At 73.3% G+C, this 24,633-nt stretch carries 15 protein-coding genes; 7 read left to right on the top strand and 8 right to left on the bottom strand.

From position 1 onward, the window contains the following. Positions 1-15 precede the first annotated feature (15 nt). Positions 16-999, top strand: coding sequence for a LysR substrate-binding domain-containing protein (locus ACSRUE_RS41285; protein ID WP_441288343.1), 984 nt, complete (start codon positions 16-18; stop codon positions 997-999). 30 nt (positions 1,000-1,029) lie between these two features. Here the strand turns inward: ACSRUE_RS41285 and ACSRUE_RS41280 are convergent, their stop codons facing one another. From ACSRUE_RS41280 to ACSRUE_RS41265, 4 genes are all read right to left on the bottom strand, one after another. Further along, positions 1,030-3,198: a substrate-binding domain-containing protein gene (locus tag ACSRUE_RS41280; protein WP_441288342.1), complete on the bottom strand. Its 2,169-nt coding sequence runs from the start codon at positions 3,196-3,198 to the stop codon at positions 1,030-1,032. Between the two features lie 305 nt (positions 3,199-3,503). Continuing rightward, positions 3,504-4,493, bottom strand: a complete 990-nt coding sequence (locus tag ACSRUE_RS41275; RefSeq protein WP_441288341.1) for a hypothetical protein — start codon at positions 4,491-4,493, stop codon at positions 3,504-3,506. A gap of 318 nt (positions 4,494-4,811) precedes the next feature. Continuing rightward, a complete protein-coding gene (locus ACSRUE_RS41270; protein WP_441288340.1) occupies positions 4,812-5,870 on the bottom strand; it encodes a hypothetical protein in 1,059 nt (352 codons plus the stop codon). Positions 5,871-6,194: 324 nt separating this feature from the next. Next, positions 6,195-6,791, bottom strand: coding sequence for a hypothetical protein (locus ACSRUE_RS41265; RefSeq protein ID WP_441288339.1), 597 nt, complete (start codon positions 6,789-6,791; stop codon positions 6,195-6,197). 149 nt (positions 6,792-6,940) lie between these two features. On the opposite strand from ACSRUE_RS41265, the gene ACSRUE_RS41260 reads away from it, so the two are divergent. Further along, complete coding sequence (locus ACSRUE_RS41260) at positions 6,941-8,419, top strand: hypothetical protein (RefSeq protein ID WP_441288338.1); 1,479 nt, start codon at positions 6,941-6,943, stop codon at positions 8,417-8,419. 58 nt (positions 8,420-8,477) lie between these two features. Continuing rightward, complete coding sequence (locus ACSRUE_RS41255; protein ID WP_441288337.1) at positions 8,478-10,175, top strand: hypothetical protein; 1,698 nt, start codon at positions 8,478-8,480, stop codon at positions 10,173-10,175. 59 nt (positions 10,176-10,234) lie between these two features. Here the strand turns inward: ACSRUE_RS41255 and ACSRUE_RS41250 are convergent, their stop codons facing one another. Beyond that, positions 10,235-15,217 carry a sigma 54-interacting transcriptional regulator gene (locus ACSRUE_RS41250; protein ID WP_441288336.1) on the bottom strand — a complete coding sequence of 1,661 codons (4,983 nt, stop codon included), beginning with the start codon at positions 15,215-15,217 and terminating at the stop codon, positions 10,235-10,237. Between the two features lie 98 nt (positions 15,218-15,315). Between ACSRUE_RS41250 and ACSRUE_RS41245 the strand changes: the two genes are divergently transcribed. The 3 genes from ACSRUE_RS41245 to ACSRUE_RS41235 all read left to right on the top strand — a co-directional run bounded on the left by ACSRUE_RS41245 (position 15,316) and on the right by ACSRUE_RS41235 (position 19,045). Further along, positions 15,316-16,017, top strand: coding sequence for a hypothetical protein (locus tag ACSRUE_RS41245; protein WP_441288335.1), 702 nt, complete (start codon positions 15,316-15,318; stop codon positions 16,015-16,017). A gap of 111 nt (positions 16,018-16,128) precedes the next feature. Continuing rightward, a complete protein-coding gene (locus ACSRUE_RS41240; protein ID WP_441288334.1) occupies positions 16,129-16,665 on the top strand; it encodes a hypothetical protein in 537 nt (178 codons plus the stop codon). A 229-nt stretch (positions 16,666-16,894) separates the two neighbouring features. Continuing rightward, the gene (locus ACSRUE_RS41235) at positions 16,895-19,045 is read left to right on the top strand and encodes a substrate-binding domain-containing protein (RefSeq protein ID WP_441288333.1); all 2,151 of its coding nucleotides are present in this window, start codon (positions 16,895-16,897) and stop codon (positions 19,043-19,045) included. A gap of 28 nt (positions 19,046-19,073) precedes the next feature. Here the strand turns inward: ACSRUE_RS41235 and ACSRUE_RS41230 are convergent, their stop codons facing one another. From ACSRUE_RS41230 to nrfH, 3 genes are all read right to left on the bottom strand, one after another. Continuing rightward, entirely contained in the window at positions 19,074-20,399 is a 1,326-nt protein-coding gene (locus ACSRUE_RS41230; protein WP_441288332.1) for a M28 family metallopeptidase, read from the bottom strand. Between the two features lie 183 nt (positions 20,400-20,582). Further along, positions 20,583-22,010, bottom strand: coding sequence for an ammonia-forming cytochrome c nitrite reductase subunit c552 (locus ACSRUE_RS41225; RefSeq protein WP_441288331.1), 1,428 nt, complete (start codon positions 22,008-22,010; stop codon positions 20,583-20,585). A 30-nt stretch (positions 22,011-22,040) separates the two neighbouring features. Further along, a complete protein-coding gene (gene nrfH / locus ACSRUE_RS41220) occupies positions 22,041-22,559 on the bottom strand; it encodes a cytochrome c nitrite reductase small subunit (protein ID WP_441288330.1) in 519 nt (172 codons plus the stop codon). 463 nt (positions 22,560-23,022) lie between these two features. On the opposite strand from nrfH, the gene ACSRUE_RS41215 reads away from it, so the two are divergent. Beyond that, positions 23,023-24,267: an MFS transporter gene (locus tag ACSRUE_RS41215; RefSeq protein WP_441288329.1), complete on the top strand. Its 1,245-nt coding sequence runs from the start codon at positions 23,023-23,025 to the stop codon at positions 24,265-24,267. Positions 24,268-24,633 lie beyond the last annotated feature (366 nt).

Here is a 24,633-nt window from a genome sequence, read left to right as displayed (position 1 = left end):
CGATACCTTCAAGGTATGGATCTACGCCACCTCCGGTACTTCACGGCCGTCGCCGAGGAGCGGCACTTCGGCCGCGCGGCGCAGCGGCTCGGCATCGCCCAGCCGCCGCTGAGCCGGCAGATCCAGGATCTCGAGTCCGAGCTCGGGTTCTCGCTCTTCGATCGCTCGCGGCGGCGCGTCGAGCTGACGCCCGCGGGCGCGGTGCTCCTCGCCCATGTCCGGCGGGTCTTCGACGCGCTCGAGCTCGCGGTGCACGAGGCCCGGCGCGCGAGCGTGGGCGAGACCGGGCGCCTCGTGGTCGGGTACCTGTCGTCGCTCGCCTACAGCGGCATCACCGAGCTGGTCCGCTCCTTTCGCGGGGAGCTGCCCGCGGTGGAGCTCGCGCTCCGCGAGATGCCGCCGCAGGAGCAGATCGAGGCGCTCAAGGACGGGCGCATCGACGTCGGCTTCGTGAGGGCGCCGCTCCACGACGCCCGGCTCGCGTCCGAGTGCGTCCGGCGCGAGCCGCTCCTGGTCGCCCTGCCGGCCGATCACCCGCTCGCGGCGCGGAAGCGCATCCCGCTCGAGCTCCTGTCGCGCGAGCCGTTCGTCGTGTTCCCGCGCCAGCGCGGGTCGGCCTTCTTCGACCTGGTGATGGGGCTCTGCCGCGCCGCGGGCTTCTCCCCGCGCATCGCGCAGGAGGCGCTGCACCTCGACATCCTGAGCCTGGTGGCGGCGGGCTTCGGCGTCTCTATCTTGCCGGAATCCATCAAGAATGTCGGTCGCAAGGGGCTCGCGCTGCGGCCGATCGTGGGGGCGCCGTCGACCGATCTGCTCGTCGCGTGGCGCGCCGACGACGCCTCCCCCGCGCTCCGGCGGTTCCTGTCGTTCGTGCGGCGGGTCGGCGTCAGCAAGGGCAAGCCGCGCGCGGCGCGCGGCGCGCCGGGGGAACCCGGGGAAGGCAAGCGCGGCCGCCGTGCCCGCGGGGCCGCGGCGGCGAGGCCGGACGCAGCGGAATAGCGGCGCCGAGGCGCGGCGCGCGCCGGGGGCTCAGGCCCGGGGGCCCGGCGGCGCGTCGAGCGGCTGCCGCCTGCGGCGCAGCGCCGAGAGCGCGCTGCCGAGGGTCTGGTGGAGCGTCATCCCCTGGAGGTCGATGCCGAGGCGGATGAACCCCTGCGCGACCTGCGGCCGCATCCCCACGACGATGACCTCGGCGCCGAGCAGGAGGGCGGCGCGGGTCGTCTTCATCAGCGACGCCGCGACCTGCATGTCGGCGAAGGGCACGCCGGTGATATCCATCAGCAGCACCTCGGCTTCCTTCTGGCTGAGCTCCTCGAGCACCACCTCGAGCACGTGGCGCGCGCGCTCCGGGTCGATGGCGCCGACGAGCGGCACGAGCAGCACGCCCTGGTCGAGCGGGATGACCGGGCACCCGAGCCGGCGCACGTCGTCCGCGAGGGCGCGCTCGCGCTCGTAGGCGGCGCGCGCCTGCTGCTCCTGCTCGATCAGCGACTCGATCAGCGACGCGCGCTCGAGCGCCGCGGTGAGCATCGCCACCCACATCTCCATGTCCCGGTGATCCAGCCCGAGCGGGCTGCTCACCGGGGCGCAGACGGCGAGGATGCCGCGATCCTCGCCCTCGCTGCGGAGCGGGATGAGCCGGAGGACGTGGTCGCTCCGCTGGGCGGCGGCAGGCAGCCAGTCGCCGCGCGGGAACGCCTCGGCCGCGACGCGCGCGCCCGCTTCCGGCATGGCGGCCGCCGCTCCGGGGGAGCAGCTCTCGACGACCCGCAGCAGGGGACCCGTGGCCCCGGGCGCCTCCCACACGGCGAGGCAGCCCCAGCTCATCTGCACCGCGGAGAGCCAGCTCAGCTTGCTCCCGCCGCTGCCCACGTCCGCGAGGAGCGTCTCCCGGATGACGAGGTTGATGTCGAGCAGGCCGTTCAGGTAGTCGGCGCGGGCCGCCTCGATCGCGACCCGGCCCTCCATCATGGCGCGCCGGGCCCCCCGGATGTACGTCGCCACGCGCCGCTCGGCACCGGCGTCCGCCGCGCCGCGGAGCATCGCCTGGCCGGCCCGCTCCAGCCGGTCGACCATCTCGAGGAGCTGGTCGATGTCGGGCATCTGCTCCGCGGCCTCTCGCCAGGCCCGCTCCAGCGCCGCGGCAGCGGGGCCGGGCCTGCCCCAGACGGCCGCCTCGAGCCCGAGGACCACCTCCGTCGCGCCGGGCCAGGCCTCTTCCGGCGGCGAGCTCGGATCGAGGGCCGTCGCGGCGCTCGCGAGCGCCGCGAGCTCCCGCGCGAGCGCGCCGGCCTGCGCAGCGGCGCTGCGGGCCGACGCGGGCACGCGGGAGCTCGCCGCGGCGCTGCGGGACGACGGGGGCGCGTCGCGTTGCGCCGGGGCGGGTGAGCAGCCGCAGGAGCGGCGCAGGACCAGGGTCGTCGGCGCGATGTGCCCCGCGCAGGGGAGCTCCCGCCCGGCGAGGAGGTCGATGAGCAGCTCGGCGGCCGTCCCGCCGAGCCGGTCGAACCGCTGGCGGACCGTCGTCAGCGGCGGCGAGGCGTACCGGGCCGCCTCGATGTCGTCGAACCCGACGAGCGCGATGTCCTCGGGGACGCGGATGCCTGCCTCGGCGAACGCGTCGAGGACCCCGAGCGCCTCCTTGTCGGCCGACATGAACATCGCGGTGCAGGTGACGCCCTCCTCCAGCAGGCGCCGCACGGCGAGCCGGCCGCTCGCCCGCTCGTTGTTCGGAAGATCGAAGACGAGCTCGGGGTCGAACGAGATGCCGCGCTCCTCGAGCGCGTCCCGGTAGGCCTGGAAGCGCTGCCGGATGTCCTCGTGCGCCATGTGGCCCGCGAAGACGATCCGCTCGTGGCCGTGGTCGAGCAGGTGGCGTACGGCCGAGAGGGCGCCACCGTGGTTGTCGGGCAGGATGTAGGGACAGCGCGCGTCGTCGTTTGCGCGCGCGCTGAGGGTCACGACGGGCCGGCCGTCGTCGAGGAAGGGCTCGAGTTCCGCCGCGTCGATGAGCGCGATCCACCCGTCGACCTGGTCTCGCGCGAGCCGCAGCCTGTGGACGTCTCGCGGGGACGCCCTGATGGCGATCACCCGATATCCGGCGCGCGCGGCGGCCGGCTGGATACCGCCGAGAAGCTCGCAAACATAGCTGCCCCAGATGTCGGGGCACATGATGCCGATGGCTCTATCGAGCGACATGGTGGCAGCATCCTCGGTGGTCCTCAGCGCCCGCGTTCCGTCGTGACGCGATTACAAACGAAACCTGGTAGCACGCGACACCTGTGTGGCCATGCCGCTCTGCGGCGCGCTCGCGGCGGGAGCGAGCGCTCGTCGTCTCGAGCTCCCGCGTTCCCGCGTCCCCACGTCCGGCGCCCGGTCGCCTGCTGATGGCCGTGCTGTGCGGCAAGCGGCGCGAGTATCGGATGGACGGCGGTGCTTGTCAGCTCCGATTGTCGCGCGCCGCGGCGGGCGACCTCATGGGGCCCGCGCCCCGCTGGCCCATGTCATGGTCTCCCCTGCCCGGACTTCGAACCGCACGTGTCGTCCTCGGAAGAGCACACCTTGCCTGTGCGCAGGTCCACGAAGTACCACGCGAGCGTCATCAGCATCGGGGAGGTGTTGCACGGCGGGGCGAGGTGCATCCGGACGTGCGCGCTCGCCCTGTCGACGCTCTCGGGCCGGAAGGCGATGCAGGAGGCGCCGGCGGGCCCTCGTTGCTTGAGCGCCCAGGCCCTGGCCAGGAGGACGGCCCTTTGCCCCTTCCGCTCCAGGTCCTGAAGAAATCGCTCGATGGGCACGTAGGCCTTGCCGTCGTGCCACATCGCCGCGCCGCGCCGCATATCGACGCGGAATCGCTCCGTGGCGCAGATGCGGCTCGCCGGTGAGCACGTCCCCCCGGCCCGGGCGACGAGATCGAAGGCGTGGCCGTGGGATGCCTCCAGCGTGAGCGAATCGACCCCGGACCATTTCCATTCGAGCAGCTGGCCGAGCGCGGTGACCGCCGGGTGATGGTCCCGGTACCAGCTCGCCTTGAACGCCTCGTAGCCGCGGAGCTCGCCGTTGTCGTCCCACGAGAGCTCGCGCGTGCGCCTGTCGACGCGGAAGCGCGCGAGCCGCTTGCGGCCGTCGGGCGAGAGCACGGACACGTGGAGGTGCATGGCCGTCTCGCCCTCGACGTGCAGCGCGGTCGTGCCTCCCCAGGCGATGGCGTCGTCGATGAAGCGCTTCTCCAGCGCCGAGACGGCTGCTCTCAGAAACTCCTCGCGCGCGGCGAAGAACTCGCGCATCGGCCGGGGCGTAGCTTCGTCCCACCAGCGCACGGTGCCAGCGCGCCTGTCGACGGCGAACGTGGCGAACGGCGCGAGGCGCGCGCTGAACGGAGCGCACTGGACGGGGCCGCGCTCGCGCCGGTGCAGCGCGACGATCGCCAGCCCGGCTGCGTCCTGCTCCGGCGCCAGCTCCCAGCACTCCGCCGGCAGCTTCTCCACGCTCACCCGCGGCGTCAGCCACGTGTCCTGACCGTCGGCCGCGCTCGCTCTCGGGGCGGCGAAGAACGGGGCGAGCGCCTCTCTCGCGAGGTCCGTGGCGTCGTCCGCCGGGAGGGCTGTGGCGGGGGCCGTGCGTCGCTGGCCGCGCTGCCGGCCGAGGTGCCAGAGGTCCTCTCGCCTCGGGCGCGGGTGCCGCGCACGCCGTGAGCGCGAGCGACAGGCAGGCCGCGCAAGAGAGGGCCAGTCCGCGCAGGCGCCGCCACGCCGGCCGCGCGATCGCCGCGGCGAGCATCCTGCTCTCGACCGAGCCGCTGCCCGGACCTCTCATGGCTTCCCCCTCGAGAACACGCGCTCGACGCAGCGGTCCGCGCCCTGCTTCGCCAGGAGGACGTGGGTGGTCGCGGTGGACCGGGCGGAGCCCGGGCGCGCCAGCCACAGCTCCACGTCCTCGCACTTCGTGGGATCCTCCCCGTCGGGGCCCTCGCACGCGCCGAGCTGCGGTGTCGACGCGAGCCCTGGCAGCGCTGCGCGCAGCTCCCGGTGCCAGCGCTCGCCCGCGGGCGGCGATGCCGCTGAGCAGAGCCAGCGCTCGGCCTCTGTCCACTCGAGCCCGAGCCAGGCGTACACGAACGACTCCGCGTCAGGCGCGAGGGGCGGCGCTCGACGCACGCTGTCGCCTTCCACCGTGTAGCGCGCGGCGAGGGCGTCCCAGCGCGGGTACCATGGGAGGAAAGTCGGGTCGCCTGTCCAGCGCAGCGTGAAGCCGCTGGCCGACGCAGCGAGGGTGTAGCCGGCCGGCATGTGGAATCGGAGGCTGTTCGCGAAGGCCGCGCGCGGGTGCAGCGGGTCTGTTCCCTCCAGCAGCACCCTCGTGGTCAGCGTCCTCCAGAGCGAGACGCAGGACGACTCCGCGCTCGAGACGGCCAGCGCCCAGCGCCCCTTCGGTTGGCCCGTGAGGAAGCCGTACGACAGCCGGTTTCCCTCCGACGTCCGCTCCGACGGATCGCTCTCGTGGGCGAGCGCGAGGCGAAAGCCCGCCTGGCCCCGCTCGAAGACGTAGAGAGACGAGTCCTCGCCGCACGGGACCGCGAGCGTCAGGAGCGCGACCCGGAGCTCGGGGTGCGCCGCGGGCTGCTCGACGCGGAGGTCGAGGAGGCTGCCCCACCGCCGTTCCTCGCCGGCGGGGCGGACGCCGAGCCGCCCGAGCTCCGCCATCGCGTGCGCGCGTGCGTCGTCGGGCGCGCCCTTGACCGCGTCGAGCGCGCGCCCGACGACGCCTCGGAGCTCGGCCTTCAAGGCGCGGAGCAGCGCGGGAGCTCCCGCGGGGGGCGCGCTCAGCCCGATGCCTTCCGCGCTGGTGTCGAGCGCGGCGAGCGCCTGCATCGCGGCCACGACATCGGGTGGAAGCGGCGCTTCGCCCGGGGCTGGCCCTGGCGGGGGCGCCGGCGTCCTCTGGCCCTCCGCGGGCAGCGGGCGCGGTGGTGTCGCGTCTTCCTGCCGAGCCGGCGCGGGTGACCGGCGCGCTCCGCTCACGGGCAGAGTTCCGGGTGGAGATCCTGCCGTGCAGGCGAGCTGCCAGAGCAGCGCGGCGGCCAGAGCGCCGCCTCCGGCGCGCAAGCGAGGAGCTCTGGATGGGCTCGGGGACATCGGCGCAGCCTAACGCCGATCCCGGGTCTCCGATTCCTTCGGCAGCGATTGGGTCGCGGCTCAGGTCCCGTGCGGCGAGCGTTGCTCGGAATCGCTCGAAAAGAGAAACGCCTGCTGCTCGAGGGCCACCCGCCCCTTGCGCTTCGGCCGGCGCGGCGGCGCCCCGGACTCCGCCGGCTCGCCCTCGGTCTGCTCGGCGCAGCGCGGGCAAACGGCGGGCGGCGCGGGCGGCTCCGGCGCCGCGATCTCGAGCCGGGGCGGCGAGGGGGGGTCCGGCGCGGCCTCGGGCTGCGGCGGTTCGACCGGATCCGCCCGCTCGATCTCGGCGCGACCGCGCGCGTGCTCGGCGGTGACCAGGGCGCGGAGGGCGCGGGCGGCGGCGCGGTGCTCGGCGGCGGCACGGCGCAGGCGCGCGACGAGCTCCAGCGCTGCCCGCGGCGGCGCGTGGAAGCGGGCGCGCTCGCGGTGCGCGCAGCCGTCATGACCGCGGCCGCTGCTGCCGCAGTCGATGCAGATGAGATCGAGCGCGAGCGGCTCCCGGACGGCGGAGCTCGGCTCGTCCGCCGCGGTGTCGTCGGGCGGGATCGCGTCGATGGGTTCCTCGGCGGGCGGCAGCTCTTCGACGACGACGGCGGCGGCGGCCTTGCGGGAGCGCATGCCGATCGGCTAGCAGATCATTGAACGGATGTACAGTTGTGCCTGGCGCTCGTGGCGCGTGGACCCTCCGGGGTTGGCGGACGCCCGGGCATGGCGGACCAAGGAAACGCCTGTGTCTGCCGTGTCCATTGTGATTGAATCCCTGGTTCATGGCTCGGGATGCGGTCACGCCGCTCGGCAGGGAGGCGCTCTCGCAGTACACCCGCGATGCGCTGATCGACCTGGCTGACCGCGAGCTGGCCCGCACGGCGGAGCCGCTCGTGTTCCTCGCGGAGGCGTCGCGCCGTGAAGCCGCGCTCGACGACCGGATCGCGTCGCTCTACGAGCGCGCGCTGCGGTCTCCGTCTCCGCTGGTCAGGTTCCATGCGGCCTGGTGCGTCCACGACACCAGAGCTTGCTGGGCCCGGTTCATCCCCGTCCTGCAGGCCGCCCGCGAGGCGGAGGACGACGAGCCGAACCGGGAGAACATCGATACCGTGCTCGACCTTCTGCAGACCGAGCTCCGGGAGGAGGAAGAGGAGCAGATCCGGTGGGCGCACCCGGGCCTCGCTCGCGTCGAGTACGACGTGACCAGGCGGCGAGCGCTGTCCAGCGAGGAGCTCACGTCGCTCGAGCAGGCCGTCGACTTCCTGCGCATGCCGTACGATATCCACCCTTGGTACTCCGAGCGGAGCCTGAACATGTCGCTGGAGCGCGCGCTCGCGGCGCTTCGCCAGCTCGAGCGCTGGTGGGACGAGATCGCGCCGTCGTTCCAGTCCGAGGCCCCCTATCGACACGCGGATCCGTTCATGGACGAGGACGGCATCCACCCGCTGGGGGCCTACATCATCAGCAGCCAGTTCCTGTGGCATTATCACGAGTCGGACGAGGCGGAGCGCCATCTCCTCCGCTCCTTCCACCTGGCGGAGACGCTCATGACGAGGGGGCGGGGCGGAGCGGCTCAGGTCATGCCGCGCGCGCCTCTGAAGGAGCGGTATCTGGACAACGTGTCGCGGGCGTACCACGACCCGCGCCTCTACACGGTCAATCATTTCTACCTGGGAGAGCTCCACGAGCGCCGGGGCGCTCATGAGCAGGCCGCGCGGCACTACGCGCGCTTCGCCGAGCTCGAGCCCGATTTCTCCCCGAGGAACTCGTACTCCTCCCACCCGGATTACTACGACGTGAAGCGGTTCTATCCGGGGACGGTCGAGGCGTACGGCAGGCTCGGGAACCTGTACCGCGATCGGCTGGGCAATCCGGATCGGGCGCGGTTCTACTACGAGGAGGCCCTGCGGCTGAGCCCGTCGCACCACACGCCGTACCGGGAGTACGCGCGCCTCCTGCAGCAGGCCGATCCTCGCGGGGCGCTCGACCTCCTGCGGCAGGAGATCGAGGTGCTGACCTCCTATCCGGATCCCGATCCGAGCCCGAGCTCGCGCTGTCTTCCGTTCGAGCCTCGGGAGGTGGTCGAGCGGTTCCATGCATGGCGCTCTCACCCGATGGCGCCGTGTCACGAGGTGGACGTCGTGGCGCGGTCGGTTCTCCGGTTCCTGAAGGGCCTTTCTGTCGAGCCATACCGGTTCGGGTACCCCGAGTGGAATGAGCTCGCGCAGCAGGTGGAGAGCGCCTCGTCTCCGAGCGCGTGACCCCGGGCGCCGTCGTGGCGCTGCGTCCGGCGGGGGGCCGACGTGGTAGCCTGCCGGCATGATCCTCCCGCTCGCGCCGCTCGCGCAGAGGAGCGCGCTGCCCCGGCCAGCCCGCGGCGCCCGGCTCGCGCGCGTGGCCTTCCTCGCCGGGGCGGCCGCGGCCTGTCTCGCGCTCGGCTGCCAGAACATCCTCGGCATTCACGACGTCTCGCGCGACGGGGCCGGCGGTGACGGCGGCGCTGGGGTCGGCGGCGGCGCCGCGTCGGGCGGAGGGGGCGGCGGAGGCGGCGACCTTTCCGCACACGGCAGTGGCGGCGGGGCGCCGCAGGCGGGCTTCTCGATCGCGCTCGACCCGGCGGCGGCGCGCGTGGTGCGCGGCGGCTCGACGTCGCTCACCGTCGCCGTCACCCGCTCGGACGACTTCGCGGGCGACGTCGAGCTCTCGCTGTCGGGGCTGCCGAGCGGCGTCACGGCGAGCCCGGTCGTGGTCCCGGGCGGCGAGGTTACCGGCGTGCTCACGCTGACCGCGGAGCCGTTCGCGGCGGTCGGCGGCGCCGCACCCTCGCTCGTGGCCAGCGCGCCCGGGCTGGAGGATCGGGTGCTGCCGGTCTCGCTGCTCGTCGCCGATCCGCCGGGGACGCTCGATCAGTCGTTTGATGGCGATGGAATCGCGACCAGCGGAACGCCCCACGAGGCGCGCGCCATCGTCGTCCAGGAAGACGGCAAGATCCTCGTCGCCGGCGTCGACGGAGCGACCTGGGGTCTTGCTCGCTTCCTGCCGAGCGGCGTGCTCGATCCGGAGTTCGGCACAGCGGGCCTCGTCGTCGGCCAGGAGGGAACGGTCAAGTCGCTGGCCCTCCAGCCGGACGGGCGCATCCTGGCCGTGGGGACGCGGAACGACCAGCTCGCGGTGGTCCGGTTCAACGCGAGCGGCGGGATCGATCAGGCCTTTGGCGCCAGCGGGGTCGCGAGGCTCGAGCCTGCGCTGATCAGCGGCTCGGAGGGCTTCGACGCCGCCGTCCAGAGCGACGGCTGGATCATCGCCGCCGGCGTCGGGAAGCCGGGCAACCGCGGCATCGTCGTGCGGTTCTCTTCCATGGGCGATGTCGATCGCGACTTCGGCGGCTCGGGCGTCGTCTCGTTCGAGAACCGCCCGCTGCACTCGGTCGCGCTCGGAGAGGGCGGGCAGATCGTCGCCGGAGGAACCGAGCGGGACGCGGGCCCCACGTTCCTTGCGGTGCGGCTCGATCGCGACGGGGCGCTCGATCCCGGCTTCGGAACGGGCGGCATCGCCTATCTCTCGCAGACGCCCTACAACGATAACGACCTCGTCCTCGGGAGCGACGGCAAGCCGATCCTCGTCGGATACGCGCTCGACGGCGTGAACCACTATGCCTTTGCGCGCCTCAACGCGGACGGCTCGGCGGACACGACGTTCGGCGGGACTGGCATGGTGAACGCGAGCGGCGAAGAGAAGCCCTATGTGCGGGGCTACGGTGTCGCCCTCCAGGCCGACGGCAAGATCCTCGCCGCGGTCGCGGGGGGCACCGTGGCCTCGGGCATCACGGCCTCGATCCTCCGGCTCCTGCCGGACGGCTCCAGGGACGCCGGGTTCGGCGCCTCGGGCGCCGTGGTGCTCGACGACCATCCGGACCAGAACTACCTCTACGCCGTCACCGTCCAGCGCGACGGCCGTATCGTGGCCGCGGGGAAGCGGTCGAGCCTGGGGCTCATGGTGGTGCGCGTGTGGGATTAGCCCCCTCGCTCGGCGTGGGGCGGCTGGTCGCGGGCGCCCTGCTCACGCTGGCCTGACCCTCACTCCTTCCGCAAGAGCCCGTAGCGGGCGAGCTTCCGGTAGAGCGTCATCCTCGGGATCCCGAGGCTCCTCGACACCTCGCTCACGTTCCAGCGGGAGAGCTCGAGCGCGGCGCGGATCCGCTCCTCCTCGGCGCCCTGGTGCTCGGCGCGCGACCGGCCCCGCGGCGCGGGCGCCGCCGCCGGCAGCTGGATGTCGGCCGCGCCGATCTCCGGGCCCGGCGAGAGCACGCACGCGCGCGAGAGCACGTTCTCCAGCTGCCTCACGTTGCCGGGCCAGCCGTACGACGAGAGCCGCCGGAGCGCGCCCCGGGACAGCCGGAACGCCGGGCGGCCCTGGCGCGCCGCGAGCTTCTCGACGATCGCCTGCGCGATCGCCGGGATGTCGTCCGGCCGGTCGCGCAGCGGCGGCAAGCGGATCTCGATGACGCTGACCCGGTAGTAGAGATCCTCGCGAAAGCGCCCCCGGGCGACCTCCTCCCGCAGATCCCGGTTCGTCGCGCAGACGACCCGCACGTCGGCCACCGAGACGCTCCGGTCCGACCCCACCGGCCGGATCGATCGCTCCTGGAGCGCGCGGAGCAGCTTCGCCTGCACGCCGAGCGGCACCTCCCCGAGCTCGTCGAGGAACAGCGTCCCGCCCCGCGCCGACAGGAACAGGCCGCCGTGATCGCGGACCGCGCCGGTGAACGCGCCCTTCACGTGGCCGAAGAGCTCCGACTCGAGCAGCGCCTCGGGCAGCGCGGCGCAGTTGACCGCCACGAACGGCCCGTCCCGCCGGGGCCCGCCCGCGTGGATCGCGCGCGCGGCGAGCTCCTTGCCCGTGCCGCTCTCGCCGGTCACCGTCACGGTCACGTCGCTCTCCGCGACGCGCTCGCAGAGCGCGAGCACCGCGCGCATCGGCGCGCTCCTCCCGGCGATCTCCGGGAAGTCGCGGCGCGCGTCCGCCCGGGTCCGCTCGAGCGCGTGCGAGAGCCGCTCGATCTCGTCGGCCTGCGAGCGCATGAGCTCCGCGACCCGCCGCTGCTCCTCCTCGAGCGCCCGCGTGCGGTCCCGGAGCTCGGCCATCAGCCGGCCGTTGTGCAGCGCGACCGCGATCTGGTCCGCGAACGCGCCGAGCAGATCCGCGTCGCCCTCCGCGAACTTGCCGCGCTGGAACCGGTTGTCGAGGTAGACGGCGCCGAGCACCGCGCCGTGCGCGCGGATCGGCACGCACACGATCGACCGGAGCCGCAGGCCGTGCACGGACGCGTTCCCGTGGAACCGCTCGTCGGCCAGCGCGTCGACGGTGAGCACCGCCTCCCCGCGCTCGACCACCCGCTTCGCGATCCCGTGGCTGAACTTGAGCTGGCTCTTGCCGACGCGCTCGCGATCGAGGTTCCGCGCGACCGCGACCTCGAGCCTGCCCTTCGCGTGGCCTCCCGGTTCCGGCGACGGCGACGGCGATGCGAGGATCACGAACCCCCGCTCGGCGCCGGTCAGCTCGATGGCCGCGTCCATGGCGAGGCGGAGCACCTCCTCCGCGTCGAGCGTCGAGCTCAGGCGCCGGTTCACCTCGAGCAGCTTGAGCACGAGCTCCATCCGGGCCCCCGGCGGCGCGGGCCCGCCGCGGAGCGCGGCCCGCCGGGGGTGCCGCCAGAAGACCTCGGCGAGCTCGGCGGGGAGCGTGCTCCCGATGCGCTCCCAGCACTCGAGCGCGGCCGTGCGGTGCCGCTCCGCCAGCGCCGTCGCCGACCGGAGGCGGAGCACCTCGGCGGACACCTCCTCGTGCTTCGCGTGGAGCTCGAGCTGCGAGACCCTCGCCACGAGGCCCGCGCCGCGCTGCACCTCCGCGAGGGCCGCGCCCGTGTCGCCGCGGGCCAGCGCGAGCTCCGCGCCCGCCGTCGCGTGGCGCAGCGCGAGATCCGCCGCGTCCGCCTCCCGGAGCAGCGCCGCGGCCTCGGCCAGCCGCGCGCCCGCCGCGGCCCTGTCCCGCGCCGCGAGCGCGACCTCCGCGGCGTGGATCACCGCCTCGCACGCCTCGCGCTTCGACCCGCGCGCCGCGTGGCCGGCGCGGGCCTCCTCGAGCAGCCGCGCCGCCTCGCCGAGCGCGCCGCGCGCGGCGGCGATCTCCGCCGCGAGCCCGAGCGCCGCCACGGCGATCTCCTCGGGGGCCCTCGGGCCCTCGGGCGCTCGCATCCGCGCGACGGCGAGCTCGGCGCGCTCGAGCAGGCCGACGTCCGCGTGGATCTTGGCGAGGTTGAAGCGCAGGGTCGCCTCGGTCCGCTCCTTGGCGAAGGCGACCGCCGCCCGGAGCCCGCGCTCGTAGCAGCGCAGCGCCGCGCCCCAGTCGCCGAGCTGGTGCCTCGCCGTCCCCAGGTTGAGCGCGGCCGTCGCGAGCAGATCGCCGAGGCCCTCCGCCTCGGCCAGGTCGAGCGCCTCCTGGAACCCGCGCGCCGCCAGGGCCGCGTCGCCGGCGCGGTAGGCGTGGAGCGCGTGGTAGCTGAGCGTGCGGGCGCGGGCGCGGGGCGAGCCCGACGCCGGCCGCAGCGCGACGGCGCGCGCCAGGCTCTGGAGCGCCCCGGCCTGGTCGCTCAGGTACCCGAGCGCGAGGCCCAGCGTCTCGGCGAGCTCCGCGGCGGCCTCGCGCGCCTCGCCGCGCGCGGGCGCGCCCTCGTCCTCGCGCGCCTCTCCGCGCGCGGGCGCGCCCTCGACCTCGCGTGATCCGAGCGCCGCGAGCGCCCCCTCCGCTTCGCGCCGGGCCTCGTCGTAGCGGCCGAGGCGCAGCAGGCAGCGCGCGGAGAGGCCCGCGAGCCGCCCGCCCCAGGGCCCGGGCGAGAGGGCCCGCGCGCGCCCGAGCTGCCAGAGCGCCCGCTCGACCTTGCCGAGCTTCTCGTAGCAGCGCGCCGCCCGGTACGAGAGCTCCGCGCCGGCGTCGGCGGGCGGCCGCGCGCGCCTCGCCCGCGCGAGCAGCGAGAGCGCGCGCCGCGGGTCGCCGGCCGCCTCGATCGCGGACGCCGCGGCCACGAGCGTCCGCGGCGCCGGCAGGACCTCGCAGGCGGCGTCCGCCGCGCGCACCCAGGCGCGCGGCGCCCACTCGAGCATCGGCCCGGACGCGGCGAGCGCCCGCCGCGCCGCCTCGTGGTCGCCCGCGAGCACGAGCGCCCTCGCCCGGTCCGCCGCGCGCTGGCTGCGGACCGCCGGCGCGAAGGCCGCCTCGTCGGCGCCGGCGAGCTGGGCCGCCATCGCGGCCGCGACCTCGCGCACGACGCCCGCGTCGAGCCAGGGCAGGAGCGCCCTCGCTTGCCCGGGCTGGCCGAGGCGGAACCCCTCGCCGTCGAGCCGCGCGAGCCCCGCGGCCTCGAGCGCGTCGAGCGTCGCGCGCCCCACGCCGAGCGCGGCGGCGTCCTCGGGCCCGAGCGGATCCGCGACCGCGAGCGCCGCGAGGGCGCGCGCCTCGCCGCGGTCGAGCGCCGCCACGCGCCGTCGCCAGAGCTCCGGGGTGCCCGTCGTGTGGACGAACCTGTCGAGCTCCGCCTCGCTCAGGCTGCGCTGCGCCAGCGCGGCGCAGAGCTCCTTGAGCGCGCGCGGCCGGCCGCCGCTCGCGCGCAGGAGGTCCGACGTGCGCGCCGCCGTGGCGAGGGGCGCGGTCCAGACCCGGACCGCGTCCTCGCCGAGCGGGCCCAGCGGGAGCTCGACGACCGCGCCGTTGCCCACGCCGAGCCGCTCCGCGGAGGCGATCAGCCAGAGGACCGCGTCGGTCGGCTCGGTCGATCGCACGAGCGCCTCGAGCAGCGCCCTGTCGTGCGCGCCCAGCCTGTGGGCGTCGTCGATCGCGAGCACGCGCGGCCGGCGCGGCGCGGGCGATCCGCACGGATCCCGCAGATCGCGCGGATCCCGCGGGGCGCGCCCCGCCTCGCCCTCGCGCCCTCGCGCCCCCGCGAGCTCGCCGCGGGCCCCGAGCAGCGCGTCGACGCCGGCCGGGAGCGGCGCGCCGCCGAGCGCCCGGACCAGCAGCGCGCGCAGCGGATCGTCGCCGCGGGGCGCGCCCTCGACGACCTGCGCGCGGAGCTGCGCGCGCCACTTGAGCTCGCGGAAGAGCCGCGATTTGCCCGCGCCTTCCTCGCCCGTGACGATCACCGCGCGCGGCCCGCGCTCGCCGCGGAGCAGCGCCTCGAGCGCCGCGCCGAACGCCTCGACCTCGCGCTCCCGGCCCACGATCTCGCCCGGCTCGCTCACGACGGCGGGCGCGCGCCGCGGCAGGCCGCCGGCGGAGAGGGCCTCGAGGACCTCCTCGACCCCGGAGGGGCGGCTCGCCGGATCCTCGGCGGTGAGCCGCTCGGCGAGGCGGCGAACGGCGGCGGGCGGCGCCCCGGAGAGCAGCGGGAACAGGGCCTCGAGCGTCCGCCCCACCGCGAAGAGATCGGAGCGCGCGCTCGGCGGGGCCCCCCGGAGGAGCTCTGGCGCGAAGAACCGCGCCGTCCCCGAGAGGTCCCCCGCGCCCGCGCGCATCCGCCGCGCCGCGCTGAGGTCGATGAGCACGCCCGCGCCGTCGTCCCGCACGAGGACGTTCTCGGGCTTGAAGTCGCCGTGGACGATGCCGGCGCCGTGGAGCCACCCGAGCGCGTCGAGCGCGTCGAGCAGGACGGGCAGGGCCGCGCGGAAGGCCCGCCCCCGCGCGTGCTCGGCCAGCGTCCGGCCCCGGATGAGCTCCGTCGTGGCGTACGTGAGCGGCTGGCCCGGCGCGCCGCCGGACGTCGTCCGGGCGAAGTCGTACGCGCGCGGGAGGCGCGGGTGAGCGCAGGCCGAGAGCAGCGAGAACTCCCGCCGGAACGCCTCCAGCGCGCCCGCGGAGCCGAAGCTCAGCGATTTCATCGCGACGTCGCGATCGAAGAGCCGGTCGCGCGCCTCGTAGACCGAGGCGAGCCCGCCGCGCCCGAGCGCGCGCACGACCTCGTAACGGCCATCGACCACGGCCCCTGGCGCAATGCCGCGGTGTACCATCGGTACAATATGGTACAGAATGGTACAAAATGGGGCCGCGATCTCCGCGGAACACCGCGGATCGCATTGGCGCGACTCTTGAACAGAGGGGCGGCGTGATGCGCTGGCTTGCCGTCCTTCTCGTCGCTTGCGCCGCCGGGTGCGGGGTGAACCCCATCCCGGAGCCGCCCTTCGAGCGGCCGCCGGCGCTCGCCGGCGACGTCGTCGGCGCGGTGTGCGACGAGTGCGACGGCGCCCCGCTGGAGCTCACCGGCGCGCCCGGGAGCGTGACCGACGCCGACGTGGTCTGGGCGGTGAACCTCGATGGGACCGCGCCCCCGGTCGTCGCGCCGGTCGCGGGCGACGGCAGCTTCGCGCTCGACGTCGACGGCGTCCGGGGGAACGAGCTGCGCCTCCAGGCGCGGCGCGGCGCGCTGCGCTCCGAGCCGGTGGACCTCATCGCCGCCGCCGGCGCCCTCGCGCCGTCGCCTCGCCCGCTCGCAGGCTGCTTCGAGGTCGAGCGGGAGCTCGCCCTGCCCGAGGCGGCCGCCGGCGCGACGTCCAGCAGCGCCGTCGCGCTCGCGCACGCCTGCGGCGCGCCGCTCGCGATCGACAGGATCGCGCTGCGCGCCCCGGCGCCCGAGTACAGCCTCGAGGGAACGGCGGCTCCCGTCGTCCTCGAGGCGGGTAGCGCCGGAGAGCTCCGCGTTGTGTACCGGCCGACCGGCGCCGCCGCGCGCGAGGAAGTGGCGCTGATCGAGGTGTCTTCACCGGAGGTCTTCCGGCGGGCGGTGACGCTCTTCGTGCCCGGCGCTCCCTGAGTCGATTCCATCTCTCCGCTCCTCCGGGAGGCTCGGGACGGGCCTCGAGGGGGAGGTGCATCTCCCAACCCACACGAGAAAGATACGGAGACCAACATGCGAGCCTGTGCCTTGTTGCTTCTTGCGGCCTCTTCGATCGTCGGACTGCTCGGCTGTGACCCTCCCACGGGCGGCGGCGGCGGGGCGTGCCCGGATCCGAGCGATCCGGGCGTCCACTACGTCTCTCAGGATCCGGACGAGTGCGCGCTCATCGACTTCGTCTGCGCGGAGGGACAGCGGCTGATGACCGAGCCCGGGTGCGGCTGCGGCTGCATCGACGAGGAGCCGCCTCCCCCCGTGTGCCCGGACCCGGGTGATCCAGGCGTCCGTTACGTCTCTCACGATCCGAACGAGTGCGCCCTCATCGACTTCGATTGCTCACCGCCCGAGAAGCTCTTCTCCAGCGAGTGCGGCTGTGGCTGCGTCGGCCCCGCGCCGGAGGCCTGCCCTGACGCCGCGGATCCGGCCGTCCGCTACGTCTCTCACGATCCGGAGTACTGCCACCTCGTCGACTTCATCTGCGCGCCGGGAGAGGAGCTCTTCTCCGACGCGTGCGGCTGCGGCTGCGTCGGCCCGGCGCTCCCTGTCGGGCGCACTCAAGGCAAGTGACCGCGCCCGCGGTCTGCCGCCCTGAGAAAGGTGCTCGCGCGGCCGCCCTGCGCAGCCGGCGCCGCGCGTGAACCTCGGCGGAAGCGGCCGCTCAGGATTGTTTACATGCGCGCACCCATCGCATCACGCAGGATCGTGCGGCGGCCGGTCGACGCGCGGAAGTTCTTGAGTCGTTTCATCGAGGACGGTGGTAGGCTCGTCTGGGGATCAGGGGGCGAGCGCGACCGGGATGAAGACGGGGCCTGTCGATCAGCGCACATCGAAGGTGATCGGCGTCGCGTCGATCTTCCTCGACAATGCCTTCAACGCCGCGGCCTTTCGAGGCATGCACCGCGCCGCGCGAGCCCGGGGCTACGAGCTACTCCTCATCTACGCGACGCCTCGGCACGTCTTCGAGCGCGGCGTGGCGCTTCGCCAGGTGGCCGGCTGGATCGCGATGTACAACATCGACGGCCTGGAGGATCTGCTCGCCGACGGGAAGCCGGGTGTCATCTTCTGCGCGCCCCCGCTCGGGACGCGCTGCCCGGTCGTCCGCGCGGAGAACCACGATTCGATTCACGTGCTCGTCGATCACCTCATCCAGCTCGGACATCGTCGGATCGCTTACATCGGCATGACGGGATCGGACGATTTCCACGAGCGGAGCCGGGCATTCGAACAGGCGATGCGCGCGCGCGGGCTCGAGGCGGACCTCAACCTGCTCTCCGAGTTTCACGAGTGTACGATCTTGTATACCGAGCAGCGCTTCCACGAGCTGCTCGCGCGCAACGGCAAGTTCTGTACCGCGCTCGTGGCGGGCAACGACGAGATGGCGATTGGCGCCATCAACGCGATCCGGGCGCACGGCCACCGCGTGCCCGAGGACATCGCCGTGGTGGGGTTCGACGACATCAACGCCGCCCAGCACTGCGATCCGCCGCTCACCACGGTTCGGCAGGACCCGGCGCTCCTCGGGAGCACGGCCGTCGAGCGGCTCATCGATTTGCTCGACGGCCTCCCCCCTCGTGAGCTCGTGACCCGCGGCCCGGCCAAGCTGGTGGTGCGTCGCTCGTGCGGGAGCGGCCGCGCCGCGTGGAACGCCGCGCCGGTCGCGCCAGCGATCGAGGCGCCGGAGGACGGCTGGCAGCGCGCGCTGTCCCGGCAGATGAGCCTCCTCCTGGACGGGTCTGGGCGCTCGCCGTCCGACGACGCGCCCCTCGACTGGCCCGAGGCGGAGGTGATCGCGCAGGGCCTCGGCGCGGCGCTCGCCGGGGAGGAGCCGCTGGACGTGGGGACGCTCCAGCGCGCTTTCGCCGCCGGGGTCGCGCAAAATGACAAGATCGAGGTCCTGCTCGCGGTGGTGAAGCTCGTCGAGCAGACCGCCGCGCGGCGCCTCGCCGGCGCGCCGGAGCCGGAGGCCGCCCGCCGGCTGGAGACGTTCCTCGACCGCGTGCGGCTCGCGCAGCAGCGGGCCCTCGCAGCGTGGGACAGGCGGAACGTGAAGAGCCTCGAGCGGCTGGTCCGCGCCAAGGTGCACATGAGCAGGCTCCTCGCCTCGAAGCACGCATGGACCCAGGAACGCCTGGAGTGGCTGGCGCAGACCTCCGTCGGCGTCGGGTGCATCGCGCTCTGGGCGGATGCGTCGGACAAGGCCGAGCCGGAGTTCCTCGTCCACTCCGTGTACCCGTACGATACGGACTTGACCGCCCTCGTGGGGCACAGGTACCCGGCCGGCGACTTTCCGCCGCCCGCCCTGCGCGCGGCTGCCTTGCCGGACGAGCCGGGCGGCTATCTCCTGCTGATCCCGCTCGTGAGCGCGACGCGCGACTGGGGGACTCTGGTGCTGGGAGGGCTGCACCTGGAGAGCTTCGTAAACAACCTCCATCCGCTGGCCATGTGGGTGTCGCTCCTGATCGCCGCGTTCGAGCACCACGACATGGAGGCCACGCTGCACGCGGAGCGCGACATGCTGGCCGCCGCTTACGAGCGCGAGCGCGCGCTGGCGAGCACGGTGCGGGAGCTCGGCTGTCCCGTCATCCCGCTGCTGCCCGGGGTGCTGCTCATCTCGCTGATAGGCGCGATCGACGCCGCGAGGGCGCAGCAGATCATGGAGGCCGCGCTCTCCGGCGTCGCGCGAGAGGGGGCCCGGTGGGTGCTGCTCGACGTCACCGGCGTGCCGTATGTCGACGAGGCGATCGCGGCGGCGCTGGTGCAGACGGCGCAGGCGACCCGGCTGCTCGGCGCGCGCGTGAGCCTCGTCGGCGTCGGGCCCAGGATGGCGCAGGGCATGGTCGGCCTCGGGATCGAGCTGCACGACATCTCGATCTTCCAGTCGCTGGCCGCCGCCATCAGCGAGCTGACCAGGCCAGAAAAGAAGACCAAGGCGAGGCGGGCAGAGTAGCGCCTCAGGCGCGCCGGGATCGCTCGAGCTACTTCATCAGGAGCCTGGCCGCCGCGCGCCCGGCGGCCTCGGTCAGCCGCCGCATGTAGTCCCAGTTGAGCCGATCGACCCGGTCGCAGCGCTGGTGGTAACAGGGGTTGCCGTCATCACCGAAGAAGTCCTGCGAGATGGCCACGGCCGGCGCCCCGTAGCGCCAGAACGCCGCGTGATCGCTGCGGTTCGTGCAGGCGTCCACCCGGGTCAGGCCGAGCTCGCCGTGCGACGCGGCCTCCTCGACAAGCGCGGCCAGATCGGACGACGTGTTCTCGTTGCAGTGGATGACGTGATAGTGCCCGTCGTCGTTGGAGTCGTAGCCTGTCATCTCCAGATCCAGGACGCCGACCACCTGATCCATCTGCCCGCTCCGGTAGAGCTTGCTCGCGTAGGCCCGCGAGCCGAGGAGGCCGTCCTCCTCTTGATCGAAGGCGACGACGCGGAGCCCGATGCTCAGCTTCGCGTCCTTCAGCGCGTGGGCGATGGCGAGCGACGACACGATGCCTGAGCCGTCGTCGTCGGCGCCCGCGTTGCTCATGGTGTCGTAGTGCGCCGAGAGGATGAGGACGCGCGACGGGTCGGCGCCGGGCCTGTCCGCCGTCAGGTTGACGCCCTGGCTCCAGCCGCTTTGATAAGCGTGCTCCTCGACGGTGAACCCGATCGCCTCGTATTGCTGGCGCATCCAGGCGCGGGCGAGCGCGCGTCCGTCCTTGGAGCCGCGCTCGCGGATGACCGCCGAGCGGCCGCCGACGGTCACGGGCGCCGCGCCGGAGAGCTCCTTGAGCCGCGCCTCGAGGAACGCGGCGTCGATGTGGAGCTCGGGGACCTCGGCAGCGTCGCCGTCGAGCCGCGCGCGCGCCCCGGCCGGAGCGCGGGTCCCCAGCCCTCCCGGAGCGCGCGACAGGACCACCTCGTGCGCCCCGATCGGCTCCGCGTGAAGGCGGTGCGAGCCGAGCCAGTCATGGGGGTCGCGGCCCGTCGGGACGGCGACGGCGGCGATCCCGCCGACGCGCGCGCGCTCGCCCGGGAGCGCCGCGCTGGGCAGCGGCCCCTCCACGAGGTGGAGCGAGGCCCCGGGCTCTTCTTTCAGAGCGACGCTCTGCCAGGCGTCATCGACGCTGGCGCGGGTCACGACGACCTGGCCAGTCTCCGTCGCGAGCCGGTTCAGGAACGTGCTGACCGTATCCTTGCCCACGTGCGAGACGTGGATCACTCCGGCCGCCGGCGCGCCCGGATCGCCGGACGCGCACGACGTCGAGACGAGCGCAAAGGCGGCACACAGCGCGGCGACGGCGCTCGAACGATTGCGGCAAACTGTCATGGCGTCTTCCCCTTTCGGCGACACCGTACGGATCTCAAACGAATTATCCAAGCACTATCTCGCGATGCGTCGAGCTTTGGGCCGAATCGCGTCAAATGCGATGAGGGACACACTCACGCTTCACCGGAGCTCTGGAGTCATGGTCCAGCTCGTCAGTCCGCGTGAGCGTTCGCGTTGGTTCGGTCACTCTTCGGGCGGGGTTCCGTCGCGCAGCGAGAGCTGCCCTCGGCGGCAGATATCGATGGCGGACGCGAGGATGCGCATCGCCTCCTGCGGCGCGTGGAAGCCGGACGAGTTCTCCGCCTCGGCGAAGTCGACGAAGAACTGACATTTCCGCTGCGCCGCGCGCGGGCCCGCGAGCGCCTCCTCGGCCATCCCGGCCTCCTTCGCGCGGCGGATGTCGCTGATGAGCGCGGTCACGGCGTCCATCGCCCGGTTTCGCGCCTCGAAATGGCGCGACTGGATCGTCTCGACGCGCTGCCGGAGCTCGTCCTCGGGCCACTTGTGGCACGTCTGGCACGCGCGGTTCACGTTGAGGAGCGGGCTCTGCACGTGGTGATCGCTGATCTTCGTCGCGCCGACCCGCTGGTAGGGCATGTGGCAGTCGGCGCAGGCCACGCCGGAGCGCGCGTGGACGCCCTGATTCCACATCTCGAACTCCGGGTGCTGCGCCTTCAGCACCTTCGCGCCCGACTCCGCGTGCGTCCAGTCCGAGTGGCCGTTCTCCTCGTAGTAGGCGTAGATCTCGTCGACCTTGAGGCCCTTCGCCCACGGGTACACGAGGCGCTTCTCCGGGCCCTTGAAGTAATACTCCACGTGGCACTGGCCGCAGACGTACGAGCGCATCTCCTGGCGCGTGGCCATCGTGTTGACGTCGTAATCGGCCTGGCCCATCGACGCCTTGAGCGCGCGGATCCCCTCGATGAACCCGGGCCGCGTCACCCGGAGCTGCATCGACTCGGGGTCGTGGCAATCGATGCACGAGACGGGGTGCGTCACCAGCTTGCGCGCCTCGGGGAAGGGCATCTGGTTCATCGCCTCCCACCCGCGCATCAGGTCGCCGCCGCCGAGCTTCTTGTACGGCACATACACGGACGCATGGCAGTGAATGCAGGTGCCCGGCTGCTTCGCCGCGATCTGCCGCTCGGTGTACACCTGATCCTCGAGCATGTGAGCGTGCCCGCGCTCCTCCCGGAAGTCGCGCGCGAAGGCGTAGCCGGCCCACATCGTCTTCAGCCGGCCGTCCTCCTCGAGCTTCGATTGCGCGACCACGCTGCGCGGATCGGCCTCCGTCGGCGTGCGCGGCACCGCCTCGCTCCCGCCGAAGCGCGTGCGCTTCTGGTCGACCGTTCGCCGGTAGCCGTCGTACTGGAGGGGGAAGTTCCTCCCCCAGACGGCCGGGTCGTCTATCGTATCGTCAAGCTCGACGACGCGATAGAACGGGCTCTTCGCCTCCTGCTTGTGCTCGAAGATGTTCACCAGCAGCGCGGCGATCCCGGCGGTCGCCGCCGCCGCGGCGAGCGCCGCGAGCGGCAGGTAGCGCCAGCGCGCCGGCGGCCTCCCGGTGCGCGCGCTCTCCTGCGTGGATCGTTCGTCCTTCGGCTCCGTCATCGATTCCATCCCTCGTGCAGCGGGCGCCCCTCAGTGCAGGTGGCCCACCGATTCATGGCAGCGCACGCACGAGAGCCCCGCGGCGCCGTGGTGCTCGCTGTCGATCGCGTCCACGACGTCGCCGTGGCACCCGCGACAGGCCTCCTCCGTGATGCGTAGATTGCTGGGCTTGATCCGGATCGGGTCCGGGAAGCGGCCCGAGGTGAAGGCGAACGAGTGCCAGAACCCGTTCGACGCCTTCGTGGCATATTTCCCCAGGAACGTGTGCGGCGCGTGACAGTCGTTGCACCCTGCCACGGCCCGGTGGCTGGAGCGCTGCCACCCGGCGAACTGCTCGTTCATGATGTGGCAGTTGGCGCACGCCGACGGATCGCTCCCCAGGTACGAGGCGCCCTTCGCATAAACGAAGGTGTACCCGCCGAGCCCGGCGGCCACGCCGAGCGCGACGCAGAGCGCGAGGAGCAAGGCTCCTGTGGAGCCGCGCCCGCGGCGCGCTCGCTCGCGCGCCGGCGGCGCCGGCGGTTCATCTCGCCGTTGCGCTTCCGTCATGGGATCTTGCTCGTGGGTCATCTATCGCCGGACCGGTTCATCGATCCTCGATCATCGACCGCCGCTTTGCAAGGCAGGTGCCGCTACGTCTCGGCCGGAGCGGCGATCCGACGGCCCGGCGGCGGGGACGAGCCGACTCGGCGCGCAGGGCGACCGCGGGACGCCGCGGCGGGCCGGCGCGCTCGGCCGCAAGGCGTGCGCATCGGCGCAGATTCCGCGCTGGCGGGCGCTCCCTGCGGCCGCTGTTCCCGCGGCGGCCCGTCTGCGCTAGGGAGCTGGCCAGGAGACGTCATGTGACCGCCCCGCGCGACACGCACCCAGCCGCCGCCACGCCCGCGAGCGCCGGCCTGCCTCCGGCGAACCACCGTATCCGGCTGCCGGGTTTCGAGCTCGGCGTCGGCCGAGGGCGCGCCTTACCGGCGTTATCGCGTCTACGAGCGCCCGCTCGGAAGGAACAGGTGATATGACGACAGCTGCCCCGCACCAGAAGACGCCGTTCACGCCGTACCAGCGGCGGCTGTTCTGGTTCCTGAGCGTGGCCTCGTTCTTCGAGGGCTACGACTTCCTGGCGCTCACGCAGATATTGCCCAACTTCGGCGCGCAGATGGGCCTCTTGCCCCGCCACGAGGGGCTCCTCGTCGGGGTCATCAACTCGGGCACGATGATCGCGTATCTCCTCGTGCGCAAGGCCGACCAGTGGGGGCGGCGGCGGGTGCTCTCGGTCACCATCGCGGGGTACACGATCTTCTCCGTGCTGACGGCGTTCGCGCCGAACGTCTATGTCTTTGCCATCTTGCAGCTCCTCGCGCGCATCTTCCTCCTCGGGGAGTGGGCGGTCAGCATGGTGTATGCGGCCGAGGAGTACCCGAGCGATCGGCGCGGGATGGTGATCGGCGTCATCCAGGCGTTCTCGAGCCTGGGATCCATCGTGTGCGCAGGCGTCGTGCCGCTGCTCCTCGCGACGCCGTACGGGTGGCGCAGCGTGTACCTCGTCGGCGGCATCCCGCTCGTGCTCATCGCGGTCGCGCGGCGCGGCCTGCGCGAGACGGCGCGGTTCGAGCAGGCCGCGGCCGAGCGGGCGGGGGAGGGGACGCCGTCGTTCACGCGCATCCTGCGCACGCCGTACCGCGGGCGGATGCTGCAGCTCGCCTTGATCTGGGGGCTCACGTACGTTTGCACCCAGAACGCGGTGACGTTCTGGAAGACGTTCGCGCTCCGGGAGCGCGGGCTCAGCGACGGCGAGGTGGGCGGCAGCATCACGTTCGCCGCGCTCGTCTCGATGCCGCTCATCTTCGCCTCGGGCAAGCTGATCGACGTGGTGGGCCGCCGCAAGGGCGCTGTGATCATCTATGTGCTGGCGGCGGCCGGCGTGCTCGGCGCTTACTCGCTGGGCTCGCGGGGCGGGCTCACGGCCGCGCTGGTCTTCGCCATCTTCGGCGCGAGCGGGGTGCTCCCCGTGCTGAACGCCTACATGACCGAGCTCTTCCCCACGCACCTCCGGAGCGACGCGATCGCCTGGTCGAACAACCTGCTCGGCCGGATCGGCTACATGCTCTCTCCGATCGCCGTCGGCTTCGCCGCGGAGCAGATCGGCTGGGGACCGGCGGTGTCCGCGACGGCGCTCTTCCCGCTGGTCGCGCTCGCGCTCATCCTGTGGCTCCTCCCGGAGACGCGCGGCAAGGAGCTCGAGGAGACGGCGCGGGTATAGCCCAGCGCCGTCTGTCAGAAATCCGGCCAGGGATCGCTGACACGAAACGAGGGCGGCCGCGAAGCGGACGCAGCGCTCCGAGCAGCTGGACGCGGCGGTGGGTGGTGGGGGGGGACTCTGGCCGAAGGTGGGGTCTTTTGAACCGCCAAGCAGCAGTCCTCGAGTTCCTGCGGTCCGGAGCTCGTCATCATTAATTTGGTCGGAGCGCTGGTCTGGTCTAGATCCGCCCCGTCCGAACGATCCCGAACGGTCTGTACGGAGGAGCCCCACCAACGCGTCGTCGCACGTCTGCGTGCGAGCGGCCGAGGTGCGTCCGGAATACAGACCGCCAAGACATTCAGGTCGCCCGCGTCGCCCCTATCGACG

Source organism: Sorangium sp. KYC3313 (genome assembly GCF_052075895.1).
GTDB classification, from domain to species: Bacteria; Myxococcota_A; Polyangia; order Polyangiales; family Polyangiaceae; genus Sorangium; species Sorangium cellulosum_B.
This window is presented reverse-complemented; position numbering and strand designations above follow the sequence as displayed.